A 24830-nucleotide genomic window follows, 5' to 3' on the forward strand; every position below is an offset into this window, starting at 1 on the left:
AAAGTTAGAAGCCTCACTAAAGGATCTGAATAACGTCCTAGAGGTTGCTTAGCAATTACTGGTAGCAAGCGTTTTTTTTAATATAAAAGGATTAGAAATTATGAAAAAGGTAATAATAGGGGTTAGGAGGTGACAGTGGTGCTTAAAAGAATTGTACATTTGTTTTTCATAGTATTGGGCGGTACCATTGGTTATTTATATATACCAGAAATTATAAATTTATTAGATTTTACGGATGCGAGTTGGGTAGCATCACCCTATTTAGGGACATTTATTGGAGCAATTATTTTGTTTTTCCTTTCCTATTGGTTGGGAGATTATATTGTCGGATTTTTAAAATGGGTAGAGGAATCTCTCATTAAGTTGCCGGCTGGAGATTTGTTTTTCGGAAGTATTGGTCTAATTGTTGGGTTAGTGATCGCATACTTTATCAGTGCACCGTTACAAGATATTAATATTGAAGTAGTATCACAGGTTTTACCGCTATTTATTATGATTCTTTTAGGCTATTTTGGTTTCCAGGTAGGTTTTAGACGTAGAGAAGAGTTTGTTAACCTAATGAACATTAATAAAAGAGAACGTGATAAACGGAAAATACTTGAAGAGGAGCAGGCTGTTAGCAATCAGCCTAAACCAAAAATTCTTGATACAAGTGTCATTATTGATGGCCGTGTTGCCGACATTTGTCAGACAAAGTTTTTGGAGGGGACAATCGTCATTCCTCAGTTTGTTCTCGGCGAACTTCAGCATATAGCAGATTCCTCGGATGTGTTGAAACGCAATAGAGGTAGACGTGGCTTGGATGTACTGAATCGTATTCAAAAAGAACTTCCTGTAGAGGTCCAAATCTATGAGGGAGATTTTGAAGAAATCCATGAAGTAGACAGCAAACTGATTAAGCTGGCTAAAGTAATGGACGGTATTGTTGTCACAAATGATTTTAATTTAAATAAAGTTTGTGATCTTCAGAGTGTTGCCGTTCTAAACATCAATGATCTTGCTAATGCTGTAAAACCAGTTGTACTCCCAGGAGAAGAATTAGTAGTACAAGTAATAAAGGATGGTAAAGAACATAATCAAGGGGTTGCTTACCTCGATGATGGAACGATGATAGTAGTGGAAGAGGGCAGGGATTATATCGGCAAAACGATAGAAGTGCTGATAACGAGTGTCCTGCAGACATCAGCTGGTCGTATGATCTTTGCGAAACCAAAATTACTTGAAAAAGCATTATAAAAAAGGTATAACTAGTAAAGTGATAACAGAAATTGTTATCACTTTTTGATATACTTAGGAAAAGTGTTTAGAAGTTATGGGATTGGAAGAAGCTAGTTCTTACCGATACAGCCATTTAATAGCTTTTAATTAATACGATAACATACACACTAAAAAGGGATGACAGAAGGAGGCAATTATGATGTCAAATCAAGTTCGTGTTAGATATGCACCAAGTCCAACAGGTCATTTGCATATTGGGAATGCGCGTACCGCATTATTTAACTATCTATATGCCAAACATTTTGATGGGACGTTTATTATTAGGATTGAGGATACGGATGATAAAAGAAACGTGGAAGGCGGAGAAGAGAGTCAGCTGGAGTTTCTAAAATGGCTTGGTATTGAATGGGACGAAGGAGCGGATATTGGTGGAAACTACGGACCATACCGCCAAACAGAACGTCTTGACCTATACAATAAATATGTAGGGGAACTTCTTGAAAGAGACCTTGCTTATAAATGCTACATGACCGAAGAAGAGCTTGAGGCAGAACGAGAAGAACAGAAAGCCAATGGACAAGTTCCTAAATATGCCGGAAAGCATTGCAACTTAACGCAAGAGCAAATAGACGAATTTGAAAAAGAAGGACGGAAGCCGAGTATACGCATGCGTGTACCAGCTGGAAAAACATATACTTTCAATGACTTGGTTCGGGGCAATATAACGTTTGAATCGGAAGACTTTGGTGATTGGGTTATCGTGAAGAAAAACGGTATTCCAACATATAATTTTGCGGTTGCGATTGATGATCATCTAATGGAAATCTCTCATGTATTGCGCGGTGAGGAGCATATATCAAACACACCGAAACAGATGATGGTATATGATGCTTTTGGTTGGGAGGCCCCAACATTTGGACATATGACGCTTATCTTGAATGAAGAACGGAAAAAGTTAAGCAAACGGGACGAGCATATTTTACAATTTATTGAGCAATATCGTAACCTAGGATACCTTCCTGAAGCTTTGTTTAACTTTATAACATTGCTTGGTTGGTCACCTGTTGGGGAGGAAGAGATCTTTGATAAGCAAAAATTAATCGAAATCTTTGACCCAGAACGTTTATCTACTTCTGCTGCAATTTTTGATCGCCATAAGTTGAAATGGATGAACAATGAGTATATTAAAGCAATGGATCTAGATAAGGTTATTGACCTTGCTATGCCACAACTAATCAAAGCTGGTAAACTCCCAGAAGATATGGATCAACAAAAGAGGGAATGGGCAGAATCCGTGATTTCCCTATACCGTGAACAATTACGTTATGGTGCAGAAATTGTCGAGCTGACCGAACTATTTTTCAATGAGTCGCTGAGCTATGATGAAGGCGCTATGGACGTACTTCAAGAGGAACAGGTACCGGAAGTGCTACAAGTTTTTGCGGACAAGCTCATTCATTTAGATGACTTTAATAAGGACGATATCAAAGCCCAAATTAAGGCAACTCAAAAGGAAACAGGCCATCGTGGTAAAAAGCTATTTATGCCAATTCGAGTGGCGACTACTGGCCAAACACATGGACCAGAGCTACCAGCGTCTATAGCGTTACTTGGCAAAGAGGTTATTTTGCAAAGACTGGATAGTGTTCTTAAACAATTAGGAGCGTAATAATTCACATTTTTAGGCAAATATAATATAGTATAGAATAAGTATTGAAGAATTGATCATGCTTGGTGTGAAGGGGCAAGGTGTCAAAGTAAATCGCCCTTTCTGCCTATTCATATAAGAACGTTGAAGAGGGAAAGTAAAAAACAAGTTGCTTATCCAGAGAGAACCACCTTGGCTGTGAGTGGTTTTGAGGGTTGTTTTTGAAGTGCTCCTCGGAGTCCGTTATGGAATATAAGTACATAACGGCGGTGCTCTCCCGTTACGAGAGGTGGAGTTGGGGGGAGCTTTCCTTCAAACAGAGTGGGACCGCGCTAAAGCGTCTCTGTGTTTATACGCACAGAGACGCTTTTTTTGTATCTCTACTGCGTATAAAACAACCTCTAACGATGGAAGTGAACGATTTTTTATTCACTATGCCAATCCCGCTTTATGTAAGGATGTTAGACCCTGCCAATTTATAAATATTACGACTCGCATAGGCAAAGGAGGCTCGGCTCACTTGGGGATGTTTAAACGAATGAAGGAAGATATGGATGTTGTGTTTGAACAAGATCCGGCTGCACGTAGCTATATAGAGGTGTTTCTAACATACTCAGGCCTGCACGCCGTTTGGTCACATCGCATCGCACATGCGTTTTATAAGCGAAAGCTCTATTTTATCGCACGGGTTATCTCGCAATTGGCTCGGTTTTTAACAGGAATAGAAATTCATCCTGCGGCCAATATTGGAAGACGGCTGTTTATCGACCATGGAATGGGTGTCGTTATCGGGGAAACCTGTGATATTGGTGATAATGTGACCATCTTTCAGGGTGTTACCCTAGGAGGTACAGGTAAAGAAAAAGGAAAACGACATCCCACTTTAAAAGATCATGCTCTTATTGCGACAGGGGCTAAGGTTCTTGGATCCATTACTATTGGGGAAAGTGCAAAAGTAGGTGCTGGCTCTGTGGTCCTGATGGATGTGCCAGACCATGCTACGATTGTTGGGATTCCGGGAAAAATAGTTAAACAAAATGGGGAAAAGGTAAGAAGAGAGCTTGACCACCATAATTTACCTGATCCAGTACATGACCGGTGTCAGGACCTGCAAAGGGAAATAGATGAATTGAAAATGGAATTAACTCAATTGAAGGAAGGGAATAGCAATGGCGATAAAAATTTATAATACACTTACACGACAAAAAGAAGAATTTCAGCCTTTAGAAGAAGGAAAGGTCAGCATGTATGTTTGCGGACCAACAGTCTATAACTATATCCATATTGGAAACGCCCGTCCGGCAATTGTGTTTGATTCAGTAAGAAGATACTTTGAGTACACTGGCTATAAGGTGGACTATGTGCTTAATTTTACGGATGTAGACGATAAAATCATTAAAACGGCAAAAGAGCTTGGGGAAGAAGTGCCAGCCATTGCCGATCGCTTTATCAATGCATATCTCGAAGATGTTGGCGCATTAGGTGTGAAGGAAGCGACACATAATCCGAGGGTTATGGAGACAATGGACGATATTATTTCTTTTATTCAGGTGCTTATTGATAAAGGTTATGCCTATACAGTCGATGGGGATGTCTATTTTAAGCCACGCGCTTTTGACGGCTATGGAAAATTGTCGCATCAGTCAATAGATGAGCTGCGTTCTGGAGCAAGAATTCAGGTCGGTGAGAAAAAAGAAGATCCGCTTGATTTTGCTTTATGGAAAAACGCTAAGGAAGACGAAATTGCCTGGGAAACGCCATGGGGTAAAGGAAGACCTGGTTGGCATATTGAATGCTCGGCAATGGCTAAAAAATATCTTGGGGAGACAATTGATATTCATGCTGGTGGTCAAGACCTTGCATTCCCCCATCACGAAAATGAAATAGCCCAATCTGAAGCCATGACAGGTAAATCCTTTGCAAGATACTGGATGCATAATGGGTATATTAATATTGAAAATGAAAAAATGTCCAAATCACTTGGAAACTTTGTATTAACAAGGGATTTGATTAACCATCATGATCCACAGGTGCTTCGCTTCTTTATGCTAAGTGTGCATTACCGTAACCCAATCAATTTTACAGAAGAGCTTTTAGAAAGTGCGAAAAATAGCCTTGAGCGAATCAAAACTTCCTACTTTAACCTAGAGCACCGAAAGGCTTCTAGTATGAATTTAGGAAAAGATACAGAATGGGGAAACAAGATTCAGGAGCATAAAAAAGCTTTCGAGCAATCCATGGAAGATGATTTTAATACGGCAAACGCCATTTCTGTCCTATTCGATTTAGCTAAAGATGCAAACGTATATTTGGAATCCAAGCAAACGTGCACAACTGTAATTGAAACTTTTCAAGAGACAATCGCCTCATTGCTCAACGTGCTTGGAATAGAATTGAAGGAAGAAGCGGGCTTACTGGATGAAGAGATTGAGTCGTTAATCCAAGAAAGAAACGAAGCAAGGAAAAACCGTGACTTTGCAAGAGCTGATGAAATTAGAGATAATTTGAAGGACCAGAATATTATTTTAGAAGATACACCACAAGGAGTGCGCTGGAAGAGGGGTTAACAATGGAGCGGAATGTGAAACAAATGAAAAGTCTGGCTCTTGCCTATATGGGAGATGCGGTCTATGAGGTATATGTACGGGAGCATCTCCTTGATTCCGGCCAAGTGAAACCAAACCAGCTCCATCAGCGAGCCATCCGGTTTGTGTCTGGAAAGGCTCAGGCAAATATTATATTACATTGGCTTGAGATAAAGCATTTAACAGAAGAAGAGGAAAAAGTCGTGGCCCGTGGGCGAAATGCCAAATCGGGCACGATTCCTAAAAATATAAGTGTACAAACCTATCGTTATAGTTCGGCATTTGAAGCATTAATTGGGTACCATTACTTAATGAAAAATGAGACAAGATTACAAGAATTGTTGCGAGAAGCGGTTGAATGGACAGAAGGGAGGATGGAGTAAAGTGGACCAAGAAATGATTATAGGAAAAAACCCTGTTATGGAAGCATTAAGGTCAGGGAGATCGGTTAATAAAGTGATGGTTTCAGAGCAATTAAACAGCAATATGCTAGGAAAACTCCATCAAGCATCAAAAGAAGCGGGAACTGTAGTGCAAAAGGTTCCAAGAAACAAACTCGATCAACTATCGAAGGAGAATCATCAAGGCATTATCGCATATGTTGCATCCTACCAGTATGCTTCTTTAGAGGATCTATTTGAGAAGGCAGAAGAAAAGCAGGAAGATCCATTTTTTATTATTTTAGATGAGTTAGAGGATCCGCATAACCTCGGTTCTATCCTGCGAACAGCAGATGCAGTGGGAGTACATGGTGTCATTATTCCCAAACGTAGATCAGTAGGGTTAACTGCTACAGTGGCAAAAACAGCAGCAGGTGCGATGGAGCATATCCCAGTTGCGAGGGTTACGAATATTTCCAACACAATTGACGAACTTAAAGAGCGAAATGTATGGGTTGTTGGAACCGAAGCAGAAGCAACAGAAGATTATCGTTATCTTGATGGTGCATTGCCTATTGCCCTTGTAATCGGGAATGAAGGAAAAGGAATAAGTCGCTTAGTTCGTAAAAAATGTGATTGGACTGTCAGCCTGCCGATGGTTGGAAATGTAACATCCTTAAATGCTTCCGTTGCATGTGGACTGTTATTATATGAGGTATACCGCAAAAGGCACCCGGCTGGTGGTTAGGAATGATTGTTCTTGTAGTAGATGGCTATAACATCATTGGCGACTGGGAGGAACTCAAGCAGCTTAAGGAGAAGGATATCGGACAAGCACGTGACAGGCTTATTGAGCTGATGGCAGAATATCAGGCTTATTCAGGCCACCGTGTTATTGTGGTATTTGATGCTTATTATGTCAGGGGAATTACGAGTAAAACCAAAACGTTTAAGGTAGAAGTGATCTTTACAAAAGAAAAAGAAACAGCAGATGAATGTATTGAAAAGCTAGTAAAAACATTAAAGAATGTGCGAACTCAAGTTTATGTAGCTACATCCGATTATGCAGAACAACGGACAATATTTGGACAAGGCGCACTTAGGAAATCTGCAAGAGAATTGCAGATTGAATTAAGAAGTATTGAACGTGATATTAAGGCGACCATTGAGCAGCACAAAAAAGTACAGGAAAAAAGTAAGATAGTGCTAAATGATGAAATCATGGAGAAATTTGAGAAGTGGAGAAGAGGTGGTTTTTAACATGCCTCTACCAAAAACACTTTGAGTTTGAGCGAGCGCCATTAAGTGAGCGCTCTATTTTTTTTTAAGTGCTTCGAGTGACGAAACGCCTCAGGGGAAACATCTGCGAACGTCCATTCATGTGATACAAGTTGTGACGTGCAAAAATGGGAAGTAACTTGAGGAAAAAGCACGTCATAAGGGTAATGATGTTCAAAAAGAGAGAGGAGTCAGAGGAAAAAGCACGTCATACAGGTAATGACGTTCAAAAAGAGAGAGGAATCAGAGCGAAAAGCACGTCATACGGGTAATGACGTTCAAAAAGAGAGAGGAACCAGAGGAAAAAGCACGTCATACGGGTAATGACGTTCAAAAAGAGAGAGGAACCAGAGCGAAAAGCACGTCATACGGGTAATGACGTTCAAAAGGGAATGAAATTGCTTCCTCCTGATCGCCGTGACCCTTTAATGGGTGATTCATTCAACTCGCACATGGGCCAGGTGATGCCCCTGTTGATACAAGACGGATTAACCTTAGTCGGCTTCCTATAAAACGATTTTGTTTTTTAAAATTTGCTAAATTCTTCCTCCTTGTATTGACTAAAATAAAACGCTTCCTGTATACTATTCATAATAATAACGGAAATAGCGCGGTTAGGAAATCCAGCAATTTGTCGATAATCATCATTACAATGTCGCAATGGATAAGTAATTGTTTCAGGCTGCTATACTCTCGTTATAGTGACTGCGTTGTAGTCGGGGGGTCAAACTTGGTGAATGTCAAGCCATTACAGACAGAATTGAACTTTCAAACGCTTGATGACGATGAGATACTACAATTAGTGCATGAGGGGAACAGTCATGCGCTAGATTTCCTAATTCATAAATATCGTAATTTTGTACGTGCTAAAGCGCGCACTTATTTTTTAATTGGTGCAGATAAAGAAGATATTATTCAAGAAGGAATGATTGGTCTCTACAAGGCAATTCGTGATTTTGACGGGGCCAAGCTATCCTCTTTTAAAGCCTTTGCAGAATTATGTGTCACAAGACAAATTATTACGGCAATTAAAACGGCAACAAGGCAAAAGCACATTCCTCTTAATTCTTATGTTTCTTTGGACAAGCCAATGTACGATGAGGAATCAGAACGAACCCTCCTCGATGTTATCGCAGGTTCTAAGGCAATTGATCCACAGGAGATGCTTTTGCATAGAGAGAAATTCGGTGACATGGAACTAAAATTGTCTGAATTATTAAGCGAGTTAGAAAAGAAAGTGCTGCATCTATACCTTGATGGGCGCACGTATCAAGAGATCTCTGGTACATTAAATCGTCACGTGAAATCAATTGATAACGCGCTCCAGCGGGTGAAGAAAAAGTTAGAACAATTGCTAGAAGCCAACGATATTTCCTATTGAGGGCGCGTTGACACAATGCTATAACCATGCTACATTATTAGTATATTTTGCGCTTTCAGGGAAAGATAGCGCTTTGTGGTGGGACAACCTCACATATGGGGTGAAAAAATGAAGAAGAAGATAACATTGGCGTGTGCAGACTGTTTAAGTAGAAACTATTCAACGAGTAAAAACACATCCACTCAGGCAGAACGCTTGGAAGTGCGTAAATACTGCAAGACATGTGGGAAGCATACGTTGCACCGAGAAACAAAATAAATAAATGTTTATCAGCATATTGGAGATTCCGGTAAACGATGGGGGTACAAGCATGTTTAAGTTCTTGCAAAATGTTTCAAGAGAGATGAAGAAAGTTAGCTGGCCAAAAGGGAAAGAGCTAACGAGTTATACTATTACAGTTATTTCTACAGTAGCATTCGTGGCAGTATTTTTCTTTTTAATTGATCTAGGCATCACTCAAATTTTGAATCTGCTATAATATTCGTTGAATAATTACAATATAATTATGCTATAATGGAAATTAATAGAACATTTAAAGAAACCCGTCTCAACGGGTTTTTTAAATTGTAAAAAAGTATAAAGTTGATTGGCGAAGTTAAAGCGTTAGAATCATTATAATTCCGACGAACATCGACTAGCCACTATGTTTATCCCGCCTTAATCTGGCAGTAAAACTTCCACTTGAAGAATACGAGAGGAAATTAAGCATTCTAAGGGAGACCACCTGCCAGTAAAGGTCCGATTTGTTCAACTAACATTTGGTGAGGCAGAGAGCCCCCACCAGATGAAGTTTCGCTTTATAAACAGCGCTTTACGCTTTTGATTAATAATTTGAAATAAAGGGAGGGAAGGACAAGCGATATTGTCCTGCTATAAATGGAGAAAAATTGGTATGTGGTTCATACGTACTCTGGTTATGAAAACAAAGTAAAAATGAACTTAGAAAAGCGTGTAGAGTCTATGGGAATGGAAGACAAGATTTTTCGTGTCATCGTTCCTGAAGAAGAAGAAACAGAAATAAAGAACGGTAAAAAAAAGGTGACAAAGAAAAAATTCTTCCCTGGCTATGTTTTAACTGAGATGGTTATGACAGATGATTCTTGGTACGTTGTACGAAACACACCTGGTGTAACAGGCTTCATTGGTTCGAGTGGTGGTGGTACGAAACCGACCCCGATTTTGCCGGAAGAAGTTGAGTTTGTATTAAAACGGATGGGTGTATCAGATTCAGTTGTCCAATTTGACTTTGAATTGAAGGAAAATGTTCGCGTGACAGATGGACCATTTACTGACTTTACTGGTTCAATTGAATATATTGACACGGATAAACAGAAGGTCAAAGTTCATGTAAATATGTTTGGTAGGGAAACCCCGGTAGAGCTGGATTTTTCCCAAATCGAAAAACTATCCTAAAGGATGTTCTAAAGAAATAATAGGACAAGGCCTTGCATTATTTTTAAATTCATGCTAAAATTCTTTTGTTATTCATGCACTCTAATTCGAGAGCAATGGAAAATATGAGTGGGAGGGGAAAATCCCCTATTACCACATCACGGACTTTAAGGAGGTGTGTCTCGTGGCTAAAAAAGTAATCAAGTTAGTAAAGCTACAAATTCCAGCTGGAAAAGCGAATCCGGCACCACCAGTAGGACCTGCACTAGGTCAAGCGGGTGTTAATATCATGGGATTCTGTAAAGAATTCAACGCACGTACTCAAGATCAAGCGGGTATGATTATTCCTGTTGAAATCACGGTTTTTGAAGACCGTTCATTTACATTTATTACGAAAACTCCACCAGCAGCAGTGTTGTTGAAAAAAGCAGCAGGTATTGAAACTGCTTCAGGTGAGCCGAATCGTAACAAAGTCGCTTCTGTTTCACGTGATAAAGTAAAAGAAATCGCAGAAACAAAAATGCCTGATTTAAATGCTGCTGATGTTGAAGCAGCGATGCGCATGGTTGAAGGAACTGCACGCAGCATGGGTATCACAATCGAAGACTAATTAGCGGAAGTGCCCGTTAAACGGTTTTTGTTAAGCAAACAATACGGTACAGGTTGCGAATAGTATGCCATACTCGCAACCTTTTTCGTGAATGTGACCTCCTTCTCAGGAGGTGGTCACAGCTTTATAGAAGCATTGGCTTCTGTAAGTGGGAGGTATTACCGTTATAACCACAATAGAGGAGGAAATAAAATGGCTAATAAAGGTAAAAAGCATCAAGAAGCTCTAAAGCTTGTTGATCGTTCAAAATCATACGAAGTAGCTGAAGCAGTTTCTCTTGTAAAAGAGGTAGCTAAAGCTAACTTTGACGAAACAGTAGAGGCAGCTTTCCGTTTGGGAGTAGATCCTAAGAAAGCAGACCAGCAAATCCGTGGAGCAATGGTTCTACCACACGGTACTGGTAAAACACAACGTGTATTGGTTTTCGCTAAAGGCGAAAAAGCAAAAGAGGCAGAAGCAGCTGGAGCTGACTATGTTGGAGAATCTGATTACATCAACCAAATTAACCAAGGTTGGTTTGAATTTGACGTAATCGTTGCAACTCCAGACATGATGGCTGAAGTTGGTAAACTTGGTCGCGTATTGGGACCAAAAGGTTTAATGCCAAACCCGAAAACTGGAACTGTAACATTTGAAGTTGAAAAAGCGGTGAAAGATATCAAAGCAGGTAAAGTAGAATACCGTGTTGATAAACAATCTAACATCCATGTTCCAATCGGAAAACTTTCTTTTGATAATGATAAATTAATCGAAAACTTCGAGGCACTTACAAAACAGCTTGTAAAAGTTAAGCCGCAAGCTGCTAAAGGAACTTATATGAAGAATGCTTCTATAGCTTCTACAATGGGTCCTGGAGTTAAAGTTGATGTATCATCTTACACTCGTGGCTAATTAGTACTTGACTCTTTGGGACACTTGAGTTATACTAAAAAGCGTTGAATAAAAGAATACGTTGTACCGTAGACAGTAGGGGCGGATCCATCCGCTTAATATCCTGCCGAGGTTGTTTATAAAACAGATCGATTAATTCGTAATGATTATCGTAATGTTGTAGTAAGCTCCCGTGTCTGCGCGGGAGCTTGTTTTGTTTATAAAACAGACAATGAGTAAAGATTCTTTCCTTATTGGCTCTGTGCAGATTCGGTTTCCGTATACGGTATAAATATTTGTTAAACAGGAGGTGGAAGAATGTCCGGTATTATTGAGCAAAAGAAACAAGTTGTAGATGAAATCACTGAAAAATTCCGTGCAAGCCAAACTTCTGTAGTTGTTGACTACCGTGGTCTTGACGTTGCGCAGGTTACAGAATTACGTAAACAACTACGTGAGGCTGGAATTGATTTCAAAGTATACAAAAACTCAATGGCTCGCCGTGCTGTTGAAGCTGCTGAGTTAACGGAACTAAGCGACGTGTTGGTTGGACCAACTGCTTTAGCTTTCAGTAACGATGATGTAGTAGCACCAGCAAGAATTCTTAACGATTTCGCGAAAAAGAACGAAGCGTTAGAAATTAAAGGTGGAGTAATTGAAGGGAAAGTTGCAACCCTTGATCAAATAAAAGAGCTTGCAGATCTTCCGAATTACGAAGGCATGGTTTCTATGCTGCTTAGCGTGCTTCAAGCACCAGTACGAAACTTCGCATACGCAACAAAAGCTATCGCGGAGCAAAAAGAAGAACAAGGCGCATAATCTGTGCCTGACGAGATAAAAAAATTACATTTAAAATAGGAGGCAATTTTATCATGACTAAAGAACAAATCATTGATGCGATTAAAGAAATGTCAGTTCTAGATCTAAATGATCTAGTTAAAGCAATCGAAGAAGAATTTGGTGTAACAGCTGCAGCACCAGTAGCAGTAGCAGGTGGAGCAGGAGCTGGAGAGGCTGCTGAAGAGCAAACAGAATTTGATGTAGTACTTGAAAGTGCTGGATCTTCTAAAATTAAAGTTGTTAAAGCAGTACGTGAGATCACTGGTCTTGGTCTTAAAGACGCAAAAGATCTAGTTGATAACGCACCTAAAGCTATCAAAGAAGCTGTTTCTAAAGATGATGCTGAAGAAGTTAAAGCTAAGCTAGAAGAAGCTGGCGCATCTGTAGAAGTTAAGTAATTTCCATAATGGGGCTCGTCGTATTTCATGCGACGGGCTCTCTATGTATAAACCCTTAAGGATAGCAACCCGGCTATTCGTATCTTCGCAAAACTATTAAAAAGTAGGTGCCTAATGTCTGAGCATTACTTCTCACAACAACCTCATTCTAAACGTTCACCAAAGACATGGAGTTATACTTTACGCGGGAAATCCTACACCTTTACAAGCGATGTCGGGGTATTTTCTAAAAATGACGTTGATTTCGGTTCGAGATTGCTTATTGAACAATTTGTGGAACCGGGAATAGACGGAGACATTCTGGATATGGGGTGTGGTTATGGCCCGATCGGCATTACACTGGCAGACCAATTCGCTGGTCGCAACGTGTTCATGGCAGATGTGAACGAACGAGCAGTGGAACTTGCTGAAAAAAATGTGCAATTAAACCATGTTTCCAACACAACAGTCTTCCAAAGTGATCTCTTTGAAAAAGTGACCAAGAGAGACTTTGCTGCGATTTTAACAAACCCTCCTATAAGAGCTGGGAAAAAAGTGGTTCACCAATTGTTTGACGAGGCTCAAGCGGCTTTAGCAGAGGGCGGGGAACTCTGGGTGGTAATTCAAAAAAAGCAAGGCGCCCCATCAGCCATCAAAAAGCTGGAAACATTGTTTGGTGAAGTAGAAACGATAGCGAAAGATAAAGGTTATTTTATTTTGCGGGCTTATAATGTTTGACCGCTCTATTTTGTTATGTTAAGATTGGAAAATGCTAACATGGGGGTTCTTCTGTCAAGAAGTATTTTCATGAAAATTGAAACGTATATTTTATAGGTCTTCGGGGACACTTGTAAAATCGGGTAAAATAAGAGATGGTTTTTTTCTAAAAGAAGCCTTTTTTCTATTTTTATTTTATGTTTCGCTAGCATTTTACGTATTATATTACTTGTAATCCCTCCGAATTACAAGCTTGTTCAGATAGATTGCTGAACAGTCTATGTTTGTTTGCTAGAACCGGAAAACAAACTCTTTTTAATGTTTTCCTAAATATAATAACGCATTCCGAGTGGAGAAATCTACAAAGAATGCATGATTTAAGGGGTGAAGCAGTTGACAGGTCAACTAGTTCAGTATGGACGGCACCGACAACGCAGGAGCTATGCGCGTATTAGTGAAGTATTAGAGTTGCCAAACCTGATTGAGATTCAAACCGCTTCTTATGAGTGGTTCCTAGAAGAAGGTTTGCGGGAAATGTTTAGAGACATCTCTCCTATTGAAGATTTTACAGGTAATTTATCACTAGAGTTTGTAGATTACAGTCTCGGTGAACCAAAATATCCTGTAGACGAATCAAAGGAAAGAGACGTTACGTACAATGCTCCGCTTCGCGTTAAGGTCCGTTTGATTAATAATGAGACCGGTGAAGTAAAAGAGCAGGAAGTATTCATGGGTGACTTCCCATTAATGACAGATACAGGTACTTTCGTAATTAATGGTGCGGAACGAGTAATTGTTTCCCAGCTCGTGCGTTCACCAAGTGTCTACTATAATGAAAAGATAGACAAAAACGGTAAGAGGGGCGTAGCTGCTACGGTTATTCCCAATAGGGGAGCTTGGCTAGAATTTGAAACAGACGCCAAGGATGTTGCCTATGTTCGTATCGATCGTACACGTAAGTTGCCGATCACGGTGCTTCTTCGTGCCCTTGGTTTTGGTACAGATCAGGAAATCATTGATCTTCTTGGTGATAATGAGTACCTTAAAAACACACTTGAAAAAGATAATACAGAGACCACGGATAAAGCGCTACTGGAAATCTATGAGCGTCTTCGTCCTGGTGAGCCACCGACAGTAGAAAATGCTAAAAGTCTTTTAGTATCTCGTTTCTTTGACCCTAAAAGATATGATTTAGCTCATGTTGGACGCTATAAAATGAATAAAAAACTACACATAAAAAACCGCCTATTCAACCAAGTGCTGGCTGAAACGGTTGTGGATCAGGAAACTGGTGAGGTTCTTGCAGAGAAAGGCGAAAAGCTTGAGCGTAAACTATTAAACAAGCTAATCCCTTATCTGGATAAAGCAGAAGGCAAGCTTGGGGAAATAACAAGCGAACCAAAAGATGGTGTGCTTGAAGATGACATTACGTTACAATCCATTAAAATCGTTGATCCAACAGACCCAAGTGGCGAAAGGGAGCTTAACGTAATTGGAAATGCTGATGTGGATACAAGCGTGAAAAACATTACGCCAGCTGATATCCTTTCATCTATCAGTTATTTCTTTAACCTATTACACCGAGTAGGGGACACGGACGATATTGACCATTTAGGTAACCGTCGTTTGCGTTCTGTTGGTGAATTGCTACAAAACCAATTCCGTATTGGATTATCTCGTATGGAGCGTGTAGTGCGTGAAAGAATGTCTATCCAAGACACTTCTAGCATTACGCCACAGCAATTAATCAACATCCGTCCGGTAATTGCATCTATTAAAGAATTCTTTGGTAGTTCGCAGCTATCTCAGTTTATGGATCAGACGAACCCACTTGCAGAGCTAACACATAAGCGTCGTCTTTCTGCACTTGGACCAGGTGGTTTAACACGTGAGCGTGCTGGATTTGAAGTGCGTGACGTACACTACTCCCACTATGGCCGTATGTGTCCAATTGAAACACCGGAGGGACCAAACATTGGTTTGATTAACTCTCTTTCCAGTTATGCGAAAGTGAACAAGTTCGGATTTATCGAAACACCATATCGTCGCGTAGACCCTGAAACAGGGAAGGTTACAGCGCAGATCGATTACCTAACAGCAGACGAAGAAGATAACTATGTTGTTGCACAGGCAAATGCGAAATTAGACGAGGAAGGAAACTTTGTTGATGAAGAAGTAATTGCTCGTTTCCGTGGTGAGAACACAATCGTTCCACGTGCTCAACTTGACTACATGGACGTATCACCTAAACAGGTAGTATCTGCGGCAACAGCATGTATTCCTTTCTTAGAGAATGATGACTCCAACCGTGCACTAATGGGAGCAAACATGCAACGTCAGGCTGTTCCTTTGATGAACCCAGAAGCACCAATTGTTGGTACTGGGATGGAATATGTCGACGGTAAAGACTCTGGTGCAGCGATCATTTGTCGCCATGAAGGAATCGTGGAACGTGTAGAAGCAAAAGAAATTCACATTCGTCGAATTTCTGAAGTGGATGGTAAAGAAGTACAAGGTGACGTTGATCGTTACAAACTACAGAAATATATTCGATCCAACCAAGGAACATGTTACAACCAGCGTCCAATCGTAAGTGGTGGCGATCGTGTAACAAAAGGTGAAATCTTGGCTGATGGTCCTTCCATGGAAGATGGAGAGCTGGCACTAGGGCGTAATGTTCTCGTAGGGTTTATGACTTGGGAAGGTTATAACTATGAGGATGCTATCATCATGAGTGAAAGACTTGTAAAAGACGATGTGTATACTTCTATCCACATCGAGGAGTATGAGTCTGAAGCACGTGATACAAAGCTAGGACCAGAAGAAATCACAAGAGACATCCCAAATGTTGGAGAAGATGCATTGAAAAACCTTAATGAGCACGGAATTATCCGGATTGGTGCTGAAGTAACAGACGGAGACATTCTGGTAGGTAAAGTAACACCAAAAGGAGTTACAGAACTATCTGCTGAAGAGCGTTTGCTACATGCGATCTTTGGTGAAAAAGCTCGTGAAGTAAGAGACACATCCCTACGTGTACCACATGGCGCGGGTGGTATTGTTCACGATGTTAAAATCTTCAACCGTGAAGATGGAGACGAACTACCACCAGGTGTGAACCAACTTGTTCGTGCATATATCGTTCAAAAACGTAAAATTCACGAGGGAGATAAAATGGCAGGACGTCACGGTAACAAAGGTGTAATTTCTAAAATTTTACCTGAAGAAGACATGCCGTTCTTGCCAGATGGTACACCAATTGATATCATGCTTAACCCACTAGGGGTACCATCACGTATGAACATCGGACAGGTGTTTGAGCTACATCTTGGAATGGCTGCAAGACAGCTAGGAATACATGTTGCATCACCAGTATTTGATGGTGCGACAGAAGAAGATGTTTGGGAAACACTTGAAGAAGCGGGAATGCCTCGTGACGCGAAAACCATTCTTTATGATGGAAGAAGCGGCGAACCATTTGATAACCGTGTGTCAGTTGGGGTCATGTACATGATCAAGCTAGCTCACATGGTTGATGATAAACTACACGCCCGTTCAACAGGTCCTTATTCACTTGTAACGCAACAACCACTAGGTGGTAAAGCCCAGTTTGGTGGACAGCGTTTCGGTGAGATGGAGGTTTGGGCACTTGAAGCGTATGGTGCTGCATATACACTACAGGAAATATTAACTGTGAAATCAGATGATATTGTCGGTCGTGTGAAAACATATGAGTCCATTGTGAAAGGTGACAATGTTCCTGAACCAGGCGTTCCAGAATCTTTCAAAGTACTAATCAAAGAACTTCAAAGTCTTGGAATGGATGTTAAGATGCTTTCCAGTGACGAACAAGAAATTGATATGCGCGAATTGGAAGAAGAGGAAACACAACAGGCAAGTAAACTTAACTTAGAAGTTGAAGGTAACTAAAGACAGCTGGAAGGTTCTTATCGGAATAGGAACCTCCCCGCTTTTATGGGCAGTAGGAAGGTTTAAAACTTCCTACTGCATAAGTGTAACTAAGGCTTTCGCCATAAATACTTGGTGATAAGCCTAGTTTCCTAATATATAATGCATGAATAAGCTTGTGGTAAATTTTTGGACACTAAAAGGGAGGTAGGCCCCTTGCTAGATGTAAATAATTTTGAGTATATGAAAATTGGGTTAGCTTCACCAGAAAAGATCCGTTCATGGTCATACGGTGAGGTAAAAAAACCTGAAACAATTAACTATCGGACACTGAAGCCAGAGAAAGACGGCCTGTTTTGTGAACGTATTTTTGGACCGCAAAAGGACTGGGAATGTCATTGTGGGAAATACAAACGCGTTCGTTACAAGGGCGTTGTCTGTGATCGTTGTGGTGTGGAAGTAACAAAAGCAAAAGTTCGTCGTGAGCGTATGGGACACATTGAATTAGCAGCACCTGTTTCCCATATCTGGTACTTCAAAGGAATTCCAAGCCGAATGGGTCTTGTACTAGATATGTCTCCACGAGCGTTGGAAGAAGTTATTTATTTCGCTGCATACATCGTTACAGAGACTGGTAATACACCATTAGAGAAGAAGCAACTTCTCTCAGAAAAAGAATACCGCGCTTATTATGACAAGTACGGAAAAACATTTAAAGCCCAAATGGGTGCAGAAGCTATCCGTAAACTTCTCCAAGACATTGACTTGGAAAAAGAAGTGGATGCAATGAAAGAAGAATTGAAAACTGCTCAAGGACAACGGAGAACACGTGCAATCAAGCGTCTAGAGGTGCTAGAATCATTCCGTAATTCCGGAAATGATACATCTTGGATGGTATTGGACGTATTACCTGTTATTCCACCAGAAATACGTCCGATGGTACAACTGGATGGTGGGCGTTTTGCAACTTCTGATTTAAATGATTTGTACCGTCGTGTAATCAACCGTAACAATCGTCTTAAACGACTATTGGACCTTGGTGCACCAAGTATTATCGTGCAAAACGAAAAACGTATGCTTCAAGAAGCAGTTGACGCACTAATTGATAATGGCCGTCGTGGTCGTCCGGTAACTGGTCCTGGTAATAGACCACTAAAATCCCTTTCCCATATGCTTAAAGGGAAACAAGGTCGTTTCCGTCAGAACTTGCTGGGTAAACGTGTAGACTATTCTGGTCGTTCTGTTATCGTCGTGGGCCCACATTTGAAAATGTATCAATGTGGTTTGCCAAAAGAAATGGCGCTAGAATTATTCAAGCCATTTATTATGAAAGAGCTTGTTTCAAAAGGACTTGCGCATAATATTAAATCTGCTAAGCGCAAAATTGAACGTGTCCACCCAGAAGTTTGGGATGTATTGGAAGAAGTAATCAAGGAACACCCTGTATTACTTAACCGTGCACCAACCCTTCACAGGTTGGGAATCCAGGCGTTTGAGCCGACATTGGTAGAAGGTCGGGCCATCCGTTTGCACCCACTTGTATGTACAGCTTATAACGCTGACTTTGATGGGGACCAAATGGCTGTTCACGTGCCTTTATCTGCAGAAGCACAAGCTGAAGCGCGAATTTTAATGCTTGCAGCACAGAACATTTTGAATCCGAAAGATGGAAAACCAGTTGTTACACCTTCACAGGATATGGTATTAGGAAACTATTACCTAACACTAGAGCGCGAGGGTGCAATTGGGGAAGGTGCCGTCTTTAAAGATCTTGATGAAGCTGTATTAGCATACCAGAACGGGTATGTGCATCTTCATACAAGGATTGCTGTTCATGCTTCAAGTCTAAACAATAAAACATTTACAGAAGAGCAACACAACCAGTTGCTAATCACAACGGTTGGGAAGGTTATTTTCAATAATATTCTTCCAGATTCTTTCCCGTATATTAATGAGCCGACACAAATTAACTTGGAGGTCAAAACTCCAGAGAAATACTTTGTCGCTGGTGGAACAAATATCAGGGAAGAAATCAAATCAAGAGAGATTATTAAGCCGTTCAAAAAAGGTTTTCTTGGTGATATCATCGCAGAAGTCTTTAAACGATTTAAAATCAGTGAAACATCTAAAATGCTTGATAGAATGAAGGATCTTGGATTCAGCTATTCTACCAAAGCAGGTATGACAGTTGGTATTTCTGATATCGTGGTATTACCAGAGAAAGAAACAATCCTTGTAGAAGCACAGAAGAAAGTCGATAATGTCTTAAAACAATTCCGTCGTGGACTGATCACAGATGAAGAGCGTTACGACAGAGTTATCGCTGTATGGTCTCAAGCGAAGGATAATATTCAAGAAAAACTTATGAAATCACTTAGCGAGCGTAACCCAATCTTCATGATGAGTGATTCAGGGGCGAGGGGTAATGCCTCCAACTTCACACAGCTTGCCGGTATGCGTGGTCTAATGGCCAACCCGGCTGGTAAGATTATTGAGTTACCGATCAAGTCAAGTTTCCGTGAAGGACTTACAGTACTAGAGTACTTTATCTCTACTCACGGTGCGCGTAAAGGACTTGCCGATACTGCCTTGAAGACAGCGGACTCTGGTTATCTAACCCGTCGTCTCGTTGACGTAGCGCAGGATGTTATTGTCCGTGAAGATGACTGTGGTACAGACAGAGGCTTAACTGTTTCAGCTCTAACTGACGGAACAGAATTAATTGAACCACTTATCGACCGCCTAATTGGTCGTACTGCGTTCCGCCCTGTGAAGCACCCTGAAACCAATGATGTCATCGTAGAGCATGATGAATTGATCTCAGAGGACCAAGCGAAGCAAATCGTGGAAGCAGGCATTGAGGATGTTACAATCCGTACTGCGTTCACTTGTAACACAAAACATGGTGTTTGTCAGAAGTGTTATGGTCGTAACCTTGCTACTGGCGCTGATGTTGAAGTCGGTGAAGCAGTAGGAATCATCGCAGCTCAATCCATCGGGGAGCCAGGTACACAGCTAACAATGCGTACTTTCCATACAGGCGGGGTTGCTGGAGACGATATTACACAAGGTCTTCCGCGTATCCAAGAGCTATTTGAGGCACGTAACCCGAAAGGTCAGGCTGTAATCAGTGAAGTTCATGGTACAGTTCATGAAATTAAAGAAGTAAAAGATAAACAGGAAATCATTGTACAAAGCGATGTAGAGCAACGCGCATACGCAGTTCCTTACAATGCCCGTATGAAGGTTAGTGTTGGAGACACTGTCATTGCCGGACAGGAACTTACAGAAGGTTCTGTAGATCCAAAAGACCTATTACGTGTGCAAGGTGTGGAAGGCGTTCAGGATTACCTATTACGCGAAGTACAACGCGTATACCGCATGCAAGGTGTGGAAATTGGTGACAAACACGTCGAAGTAATGGTTCGCCAAATGCTTCGTAAGATAAGAGTAATTGATTCAGGAGACACAAGTGTTCTTCCAGGTTCTTTACTTGAATTACATCAATTCCGTGATGCCAACCATACGGTACTAAACGAGGGGGCACAACCAGCGACAGGGAAACCTGTTCTACTTGGTATTACAAAAGCTTCCCTTGAAACAGATTCCTTCTTATCAGCCGCATCGTTCCAAGAAACAACAAGAGTTCTTACAGATGCAGCGATCAAAGGAAAACGCGATGAATTACTAGGTCTAAAAGAGAATGTTATCATTGGTAAACTTGTTCCAGCTGGTACTGGAATGCAACGATACCGTAGTGTGAAAGCTTCTCTAGATCATTTAGAAGAAACGATAAAAGAAGCAGAAGAAACAGAAACAGTTCAGTAATGGACAATGCTTACCAAACCTAAAGACGGGAGTCAGTGAAAAAGAGAGAATTTTGTTACCTTCTAGTAACAGACTGGCTTCCGGAATTCTTTAGGTTAAAAACAAGGGATTATAATTAGCTGCACTAAAAAATATTTTAAATCATGTTGACATAAAAAAATGTGAATGGTAGAATATTCAAGGTGCTTCTGATTATACTTGTTGCTTTGGAGGATATGAAATGTCTTATGAAAAAGTAGCACAGGTTAAATCACGAATAATTATCGGTACTAAACAAACACTTAAAGCTATGAAAAATGGCGAAATTAGTGAATTGGTTATTGCTGATGATGCTGACAGACAAATAACACAAAAGGTTGCAGGTTTGGCTGAAGAACTTGGAATACCTTGTCAGCGAGTAGATTCAATGAAAAAGCTGGGTGCAGCTTGCGGTATTGAAGTAGGCGCCTCAACAGTAGCGATCAGAAGATAATAGTTTTAACGAAGCAAAATCGTTGAAGCTTTGTTTTTTGCCAAAAGATGAACCACCTGGCTGTGTGGTATTACAAACAACCATAAACACTTAGGTTGTTGCCAGTTTATTTTTAAACTATTATATATTCCGGAAGGGAGGAAAATAAAATGCCAACTATAAATCAACTAGTCCGTAAAGGTCGTGTGAGCAAGCCTAAAAAGTCTGACTCACCAGCACTTAACAAAGGCTATAACAGTTTCAAAAAGAAACTTACAGATCAAAACTCTCCACAAAAACGCGGTGTATGTACGCGTGTGGGTACACTAACTCCAAAGAAACCGAACTCTGCACTTCGTAAATATGCGCGTGTTCGTCTTTCTAACAACATGGAAGTAACTGCATACATCCCAGGGATTGGTCACAATCTACAAGAGCACAGCGTTGTATTACTACGCGGTGGACGTGTAAAAGATTTACCTGGTGTGCGTTACCACATTGTTCGTGGAGCACTTGATACAGCAGGAGTTGAAGGTCGTGCACAAGGCCGTTCTAAATACGGTACGAAAAGACCTAAAGCTAAAAAATAAGCGTGACTTAAGTCTCGCATCATCATAATTAGGAAAGGAGGAGGACATATGCCACGTAAAGGACCAGTACCTAAACGCGATGTCTTGCCAGATCCACTTTATAATTCAAAACTTGTCACTCGTTTAATCAACCAGATCATGATTGACGGTAAACGGGGGATCGCTCAAAAAATTCTTTATAATGCATTTGAACTTGTAAGTGAGAAAAGCGGACAAAACGCTATGGAAGTCTTTGAACAAGCTATGAAAAACGTAATGCCTGTACTAGAGGTACGCGCACGTCGTGTTGGTGGTTCAAACTACCAAGTGCCTATGGAGGTTCGTCCAGAACGCCGCCAGGCTCTAGGACTACGTTATATCGTTAATTATTCTCGCTTGCGCGGAGAAAAGACAATGGAAGAACGTCTTGCTAACGAAATTCTGGATGCTTCTAACAATACAGGAGCTTCAGTAAAACGTCGCGAAGAAATGCACAAAATGGCGGAAGCGAACAAAGCATTCGCTCACTATCGCTGGTAAGTTAAAACAAACTATACCTTATAATAGGAAGGAGAAGAATACATGGCTAGAGAGTTCTCCTTGGAAAAGACGCGTAATATTGGGATTATGGCACACATTGATGCAGGTAAAACCACTACTACTGAGCGTATTCTTTTCTACACAGGACGTATTCATAAAATTGGTGAAACACATGAAGGTGCTTCTCAAATGGACTGGATGGAGCAGGAGCAAGAACGTGGAATAACAATTACTTCCGCTGCAACTACTGCTGCATGGAATGACCACCGTATTAATATCATTGATACACCTGGACACGTAGACTTCACTGTTGAGGTTGAACGTTCACTACGTGTACTTGATGGTGCTGTAACAGTTCTTGATGCTCAATCAGGTGTTGAACCTCAAACAGAAACAGTATGGCGTCAGGCTACAACGTATGGTGTGCCAAGAATCGTATTCATTAACAAAATGGATAAAATCGGTGCAGACTTCCTATATTCTACAAATACTTTAAAAGAACGTCTTGGTGCAAACGCGCATCCTGTACAGCTACCAATTGGTGCTGAAGACGAATTTGAAGGTATTATTGACCTTGTAAACATGGAAGCTCACTTCTACCTTGATGACCTTGGTACAAAAGCAGAGTCTCGCGAGATTCCTGCAGAGTACAAGGAAAAAGCAGAAGAGCTAAGAGCTAGCCTGATTGAAGCTGTATCAGAACTTGATGAAGAACTTATGATGAAATTCTTAGAAGGAGAAGAAATCTCCAACGAAGAATTGAGTAACGCAATTCGTCAAGGTACACTAAACGTAGAATTCTACCCAGTATTCTGTGGATCAGCTTTCAAAAACAAAGGTGTTCAATTAATGCTTGATGGTGTTATCAATTATCTTCCAGCACCAACTGATGTTGCTGCTATTGAAGGATTCGTTCCTGGAACTGAAGAGAAAGTTACCCGTCCATCAAGTGACAAAGAACCATTCGCAGCACTAGCGTTTAAAGTTATGACAGACCCGTTCGTTGGTAAATTAACATTTTTCCGCGTATACTCTGGAACTCTAGATTCTGGTTCATATGTGAAAAACTCTGTTAAAGACAAACGTGAACGTGTTGGTCGTATCCTACAGATGCACGCAAACTCCCGTGAAGAGATTTCAAGAGTTTATTCCGGTGAAATTGCTGCAGCTGTTGGTCTTAAAGATACAACAACAGGAGACACTCTTTGTGATGAGAAGAACCTAGTTATTCTTGAATCCATGGAATTCCCTGAGCCGGTTATTGGGGTTGCAATTGAACCTAAAACAAAAGCCGATCAGGATAAAATGGGTATCGCTCTAGGTAAACTTGCTGAAGAGGATCCTACTTTCAAAACAGAAACAAACGTTGAAACAGGACAAACGATCATCTCTGGTATGGGTGAACTTCACCTTGATGTCATTGTTGACCGCCTGAAGCGTGAATTCAAAGTTGAAGCGAATGTTGGTGCGCCACAAGTTGCATACCGTGAAACATTCCGTTCAGCAGCTGAAGTCGAAGGTAAATTCGTACGTCAGTCTGGTGGACGTGGGCAGTACGGACACGTTTGGGTTAAATTTGAGCCAAACGAAGAAGGTGCCGGTTTTGAATTTGAAAATAAAGTTGTTGGTGGTGTTGTACCACGTGAGTATATCGGTTCTGTTGAAGCAGGTATTGAGGAAGCGATGGAAAATGGTGTACTAGCAGGATACCCACTAATCGATGTAAAAGCATCTCTATATGATGGAAGCTACCATGATGTGGATTCCAACGAGATGGCATTTAAAATTGCTGGTTCAATGGCATTGAAAGCAGCGAAAACCAAATGTAGCCCTGTTTTACTTGAGCCAATCGCAAAAGTAGAAATTGTTATTCCTGAAGAATACCTTGGAGATATCATGGGTGACGTAACAAGTCGTCGTGGACGTGTAGAAGGTATGGAAGCACGCGGAACTGCACAGGTAGTTAGAGGATTTGTTCCTTTATCAGAAATGTTCGGTTATGCAACTGCACTACGTTCTAACACTCAAGGACGCGGAGTCTTCACAATGCATTTTGACCACTACGAAGAAGTGCCAAAGAGCATCTCTGAAGAAATTATCAAGAAAAATGCAGGCGAATAATTGATTTTTTCCTGCAACTGAAGTATAACTTTAGTGAAGGCTAAGAAATAATCTAGTATTATTTCTTGGCTACACATAAATTCTACAAATACTTTTATTTATTTAAAGGAGGAACT

22 protein-coding genes and 2 other annotated features are annotated in these 24830 nt (G+C 40.7%); all 22 genes read left to right on the plus strand.

Annotated elements, in window-relative coordinates; genetic code table 11:
* The first annotated feature begins 138 nt into the window (after nt 1–138).
* The 22 genes from BN985_RS18390 to fusA all read left to right on the plus strand — a co-directional run bounded on the left by BN985_RS18390 (nt 139) and on the right by fusA (nt 24714).
* On the plus strand, nt 139–1236 hold the full coding sequence (locus tag BN985_RS18390; RefSeq protein ID WP_042225443.1) for a PIN/TRAM domain-containing protein: 1098 nt from the start codon (nt 139–141) through the stop codon (nt 1234–1236).
* Nucleotides 1237–1417: 181 nt separating this feature from the next.
* On the plus strand, nt 1418–2887 hold the full coding sequence (gltX, locus tag BN985_RS18395; RefSeq protein ID WP_042225445.1) for a glutamate--tRNA ligase: 1470 nt from the start codon (nt 1418–1420) through the stop codon (nt 2885–2887).
* A 114-nt stretch (nt 2888–3001) separates the two neighbouring features.
* Nucleotides 3002–3214: a binding site (T-box leader), on the plus strand.
* A 178-nt stretch (nt 3215–3392) separates the two neighbouring features.
* Nucleotides 3393–4055, plus strand: coding sequence for a serine O-acetyltransferase (gene cysE / locus BN985_RS18400; protein WP_042225584.1), 663 nt, complete (start codon nt 3393–3395; stop codon nt 4053–4055).
* Nucleotides 4036–5433, plus strand: coding sequence for a cysteine--tRNA ligase (gene cysS, locus BN985_RS18405; RefSeq protein WP_042225447.1), 1398 nt, complete (start codon nt 4036–4038; stop codon nt 5431–5433). Before cysE ends, cysS begins: the two co-directional genes overlap by 20 nt.
* A 2-nt stretch (nt 5434–5435) precedes the next feature.
* Nucleotides 5436–5834, plus strand: coding sequence for a Mini-ribonuclease 3 (locus BN985_RS18410; RefSeq protein WP_042225449.1), 399 nt, complete (start codon nt 5436–5438; stop codon nt 5832–5834).
* A 1-nt stretch (nt 5835) separates the two neighbouring features.
* Nucleotides 5836–6579 carry a 23S rRNA (guanosine(2251)-2'-O)-methyltransferase RlmB gene (rlmB, locus tag BN985_RS18415; protein WP_042225451.1) on the plus strand — a complete coding sequence of 248 codons (744 nt, stop codon included), beginning with the start codon at nt 5836–5838 and terminating at the stop codon, nt 6577–6579.
* Nucleotides 6580–6581: 2 nt separating this feature from the next.
* The gene (locus BN985_RS18420) at nt 6582–7091 is read left to right on the plus strand and encodes an NYN domain-containing protein (RefSeq protein WP_042225453.1); all 510 of its coding nucleotides are present in this window, start codon (nt 6582–6584) and stop codon (nt 7089–7091) included.
* Between the two features lie 670 nt (nt 7092–7761).
* Nucleotides 7762–8490 (plus strand): RNA polymerase sporulation sigma factor SigH, encoded by a 729-nt coding sequence (sigH, locus tag BN985_RS18430; RefSeq protein ID WP_084157648.1) that lies wholly within the window; start codon nt 7762–7764, stop codon nt 8488–8490.
* A 108-nt stretch (nt 8491–8598) separates the two neighbouring features.
* Nucleotides 8599–8748: a 50S ribosomal protein L33 gene (gene rpmG / locus BN985_RS18435; RefSeq protein WP_084157644.1), complete on the plus strand. Its 150-nt coding sequence runs from the start codon at nt 8599–8601 to the stop codon at nt 8746–8748.
* A 52-nt stretch (nt 8749–8800) separates the two neighbouring features.
* Entirely contained in the window at nt 8801–8968 is a 168-nt protein-coding gene (gene secE / locus BN985_RS18440; protein ID WP_042225457.1) for a preprotein translocase subunit SecE, read from the plus strand.
* A 398-nt stretch (nt 8969–9366) separates the two neighbouring features.
* A complete protein-coding gene (gene nusG / locus BN985_RS18445) occupies nt 9367–9903 on the plus strand; it encodes a transcription termination/antitermination protein NusG (RefSeq protein ID WP_042225459.1) in 537 nt (178 codons plus the stop codon).
* A gap of 163 nt (nt 9904–10066) precedes the next feature.
* Complete coding sequence (gene rplK / locus BN985_RS18450) at nt 10067–10492, plus strand: 50S ribosomal protein L11 (protein WP_042225460.1); 426 nt, start codon at nt 10067–10069, stop codon at nt 10490–10492.
* 192 nt (nt 10493–10684) lie between these two features.
* The gene (gene rplA / locus BN985_RS18455; RefSeq protein ID WP_042225461.1) at nt 10685–11383 is read left to right on the plus strand and encodes a 50S ribosomal protein L1; all 699 of its coding nucleotides are present in this window, start codon (nt 10685–10687) and stop codon (nt 11381–11383) included.
* 48 nt (nt 11384–11431) lie between these two features.
* Nucleotides 11432–11586, plus strand: a sequence feature (ribosomal protein L10 leader region).
* A gap of 94 nt (nt 11587–11680) precedes the next feature.
* Nucleotides 11681–12181 (plus strand): 50S ribosomal protein L10, encoded by a 501-nt coding sequence (gene rplJ, locus BN985_RS18460; RefSeq protein ID WP_042225463.1) that lies wholly within the window; start codon nt 11681–11683, stop codon nt 12179–12181.
* A gap of 53 nt (nt 12182–12234) precedes the next feature.
* Complete coding sequence (gene rplL, locus BN985_RS18465) at nt 12235–12600, plus strand: 50S ribosomal protein L7/L12 (RefSeq protein ID WP_042225464.1); 366 nt, start codon at nt 12235–12237, stop codon at nt 12598–12600.
* 114 nt (nt 12601–12714) lie between these two features.
* A complete protein-coding gene (locus BN985_RS18470; RefSeq protein WP_042225466.1) occupies nt 12715–13317 on the plus strand; it encodes a class I SAM-dependent methyltransferase in 603 nt (200 codons plus the stop codon).
* A 372-nt stretch (nt 13318–13689) separates the two neighbouring features.
* On the plus strand, nt 13690–17226 hold the full coding sequence (gene rpoB / locus BN985_RS18475) for a DNA-directed RNA polymerase subunit beta (protein ID WP_042225468.1): 3537 nt from the start codon (nt 13690–13692) through the stop codon (nt 17224–17226).
* A gap of 195 nt (nt 17227–17421) precedes the next feature.
* Nucleotides 17422–21033: a DNA-directed RNA polymerase subunit beta' gene (rpoC, locus tag BN985_RS18480; RefSeq protein WP_042225470.1), complete on the plus strand. Its 3612-nt coding sequence runs from the start codon at nt 17422–17424 to the stop codon at nt 21031–21033.
* 220 nt (nt 21034–21253) lie between these two features.
* On the plus strand, nt 21254–21505 hold the full coding sequence (locus tag BN985_RS18485) for a 50S ribosomal protein L7ae-like protein (RefSeq protein ID WP_042225471.1): 252 nt from the start codon (nt 21254–21256) through the stop codon (nt 21503–21505).
* A gap of 149 nt (nt 21506–21654) precedes the next feature.
* Complete coding sequence (gene rpsL / locus BN985_RS18490) at nt 21655–22074, plus strand: 30S ribosomal protein S12 (protein ID WP_042225473.1); 420 nt, start codon at nt 21655–21657, stop codon at nt 22072–22074.
* Between the two features lie 48 nt (nt 22075–22122).
* Nucleotides 22123–22593 carry a 30S ribosomal protein S7 gene (gene rpsG / locus BN985_RS18495; protein ID WP_042225475.1) on the plus strand — a complete coding sequence of 157 codons (471 nt, stop codon included), beginning with the start codon at nt 22123–22125 and terminating at the stop codon, nt 22591–22593.
* 42 nt (nt 22594–22635) lie between these two features.
* A complete protein-coding gene (fusA, locus tag BN985_RS18500; protein ID WP_042225477.1) occupies nt 22636–24714 on the plus strand; it encodes an elongation factor G in 2079 nt (692 codons plus the stop codon).
* The last annotated feature ends 116 nt before the right edge of the window (nt 24715–24830 follow it).

It is taken from the genome of Oceanobacillus manasiensis, assembly GCF_000724085.1.
Classification (GTDB): Bacteria; Bacillota; Bacilli; order Bacillales; family Amphibacillaceae; genus Oceanobacillus_B; species Oceanobacillus_B manasiensis.

What these genes read in the sequence shown, in the direction of transcription:
- gltX (WP_042225445.1), top strand. Translation starts at nt 1,418, where the DNA reads ATGTCAAATCAAGTTCGTGTTAGATATGCACCAAGTCCAACAGGTCAT.
- cysE (WP_042225584.1), top strand. Translation starts at nt 3,393, where the DNA reads ATGTTTAAACGAATGAAGGAAGATATGGATGTTGTGTTTGAACAAGAT.
- cysS (WP_042225447.1), top strand. Translation starts at nt 4,036, where the DNA reads ATGGCGATAAAAATTTATAATACACTTACACGACAAAAAGAAGAATTT.
- BN985_RS18410 (WP_042225449.1), top strand. Translation starts at nt 5,436, where the DNA reads ATGGAGCGGAATGTGAAACAAATGAAAAGTCTGGCTCTTGCCTATATG.
- BN985_RS18420 (WP_042225453.1), top strand. Translation starts at nt 6,582, where the DNA reads ATGATTGTTCTTGTAGTAGATGGCTATAACATCATTGGCGACTGGGAG.
- sigH (WP_084157648.1), top strand. Translation starts at nt 7,762, where the DNA reads ATGTCGCAATGGATAAGTAATTGTTTCAGGCTGCTATACTCTCGTTAT.
- rpmG (WP_084157644.1), top strand. Translation starts at nt 8,599, where the DNA reads ATGAAGAAGAAGATAACATTGGCGTGTGCAGACTGTTTAAGTAGAAAC.
- secE (WP_042225457.1), top strand. Translation starts at nt 8,801, where the DNA reads ATGTTTAAGTTCTTGCAAAATGTTTCAAGAGAGATGAAGAAAGTTAGC.
- nusG (WP_042225459.1), top strand. Translation starts at nt 9,367, where the DNA reads ATGGAGAAAAATTGGTATGTGGTTCATACGTACTCTGGTTATGAAAAC.
- rplA (WP_042225461.1), top strand. Translation starts at nt 10,685, where the DNA reads ATGGCTAATAAAGGTAAAAAGCATCAAGAAGCTCTAAAGCTTGTTGAT.
- rplJ (WP_042225463.1), top strand. Translation starts at nt 11,681, where the DNA reads ATGTCCGGTATTATTGAGCAAAAGAAACAAGTTGTAGATGAAATCACT.
- rplL (WP_042225464.1), top strand. Translation starts at nt 12,235, where the DNA reads ATGACTAAAGAACAAATCATTGATGCGATTAAAGAAATGTCAGTTCTA.
- BN985_RS18470 (WP_042225466.1), top strand. Translation starts at nt 12,715, where the DNA reads ATGTCTGAGCATTACTTCTCACAACAACCTCATTCTAAACGTTCACCA.
- BN985_RS18485 (WP_042225471.1), top strand. Translation starts at nt 21,254, where the DNA reads ATGTCTTATGAAAAAGTAGCACAGGTTAAATCACGAATAATTATCGGT.
- rpsL (WP_042225473.1), top strand. Translation starts at nt 21,655, where the DNA reads ATGCCAACTATAAATCAACTAGTCCGTAAAGGTCGTGTGAGCAAGCCT.
- rpsG (WP_042225475.1), top strand. Translation starts at nt 22,123, where the DNA reads ATGCCACGTAAAGGACCAGTACCTAAACGCGATGTCTTGCCAGATCCA.
- fusA (WP_042225477.1), top strand. Translation starts at nt 22,636, where the DNA reads ATGGCTAGAGAGTTCTCCTTGGAAAAGACGCGTAATATTGGGATTATG.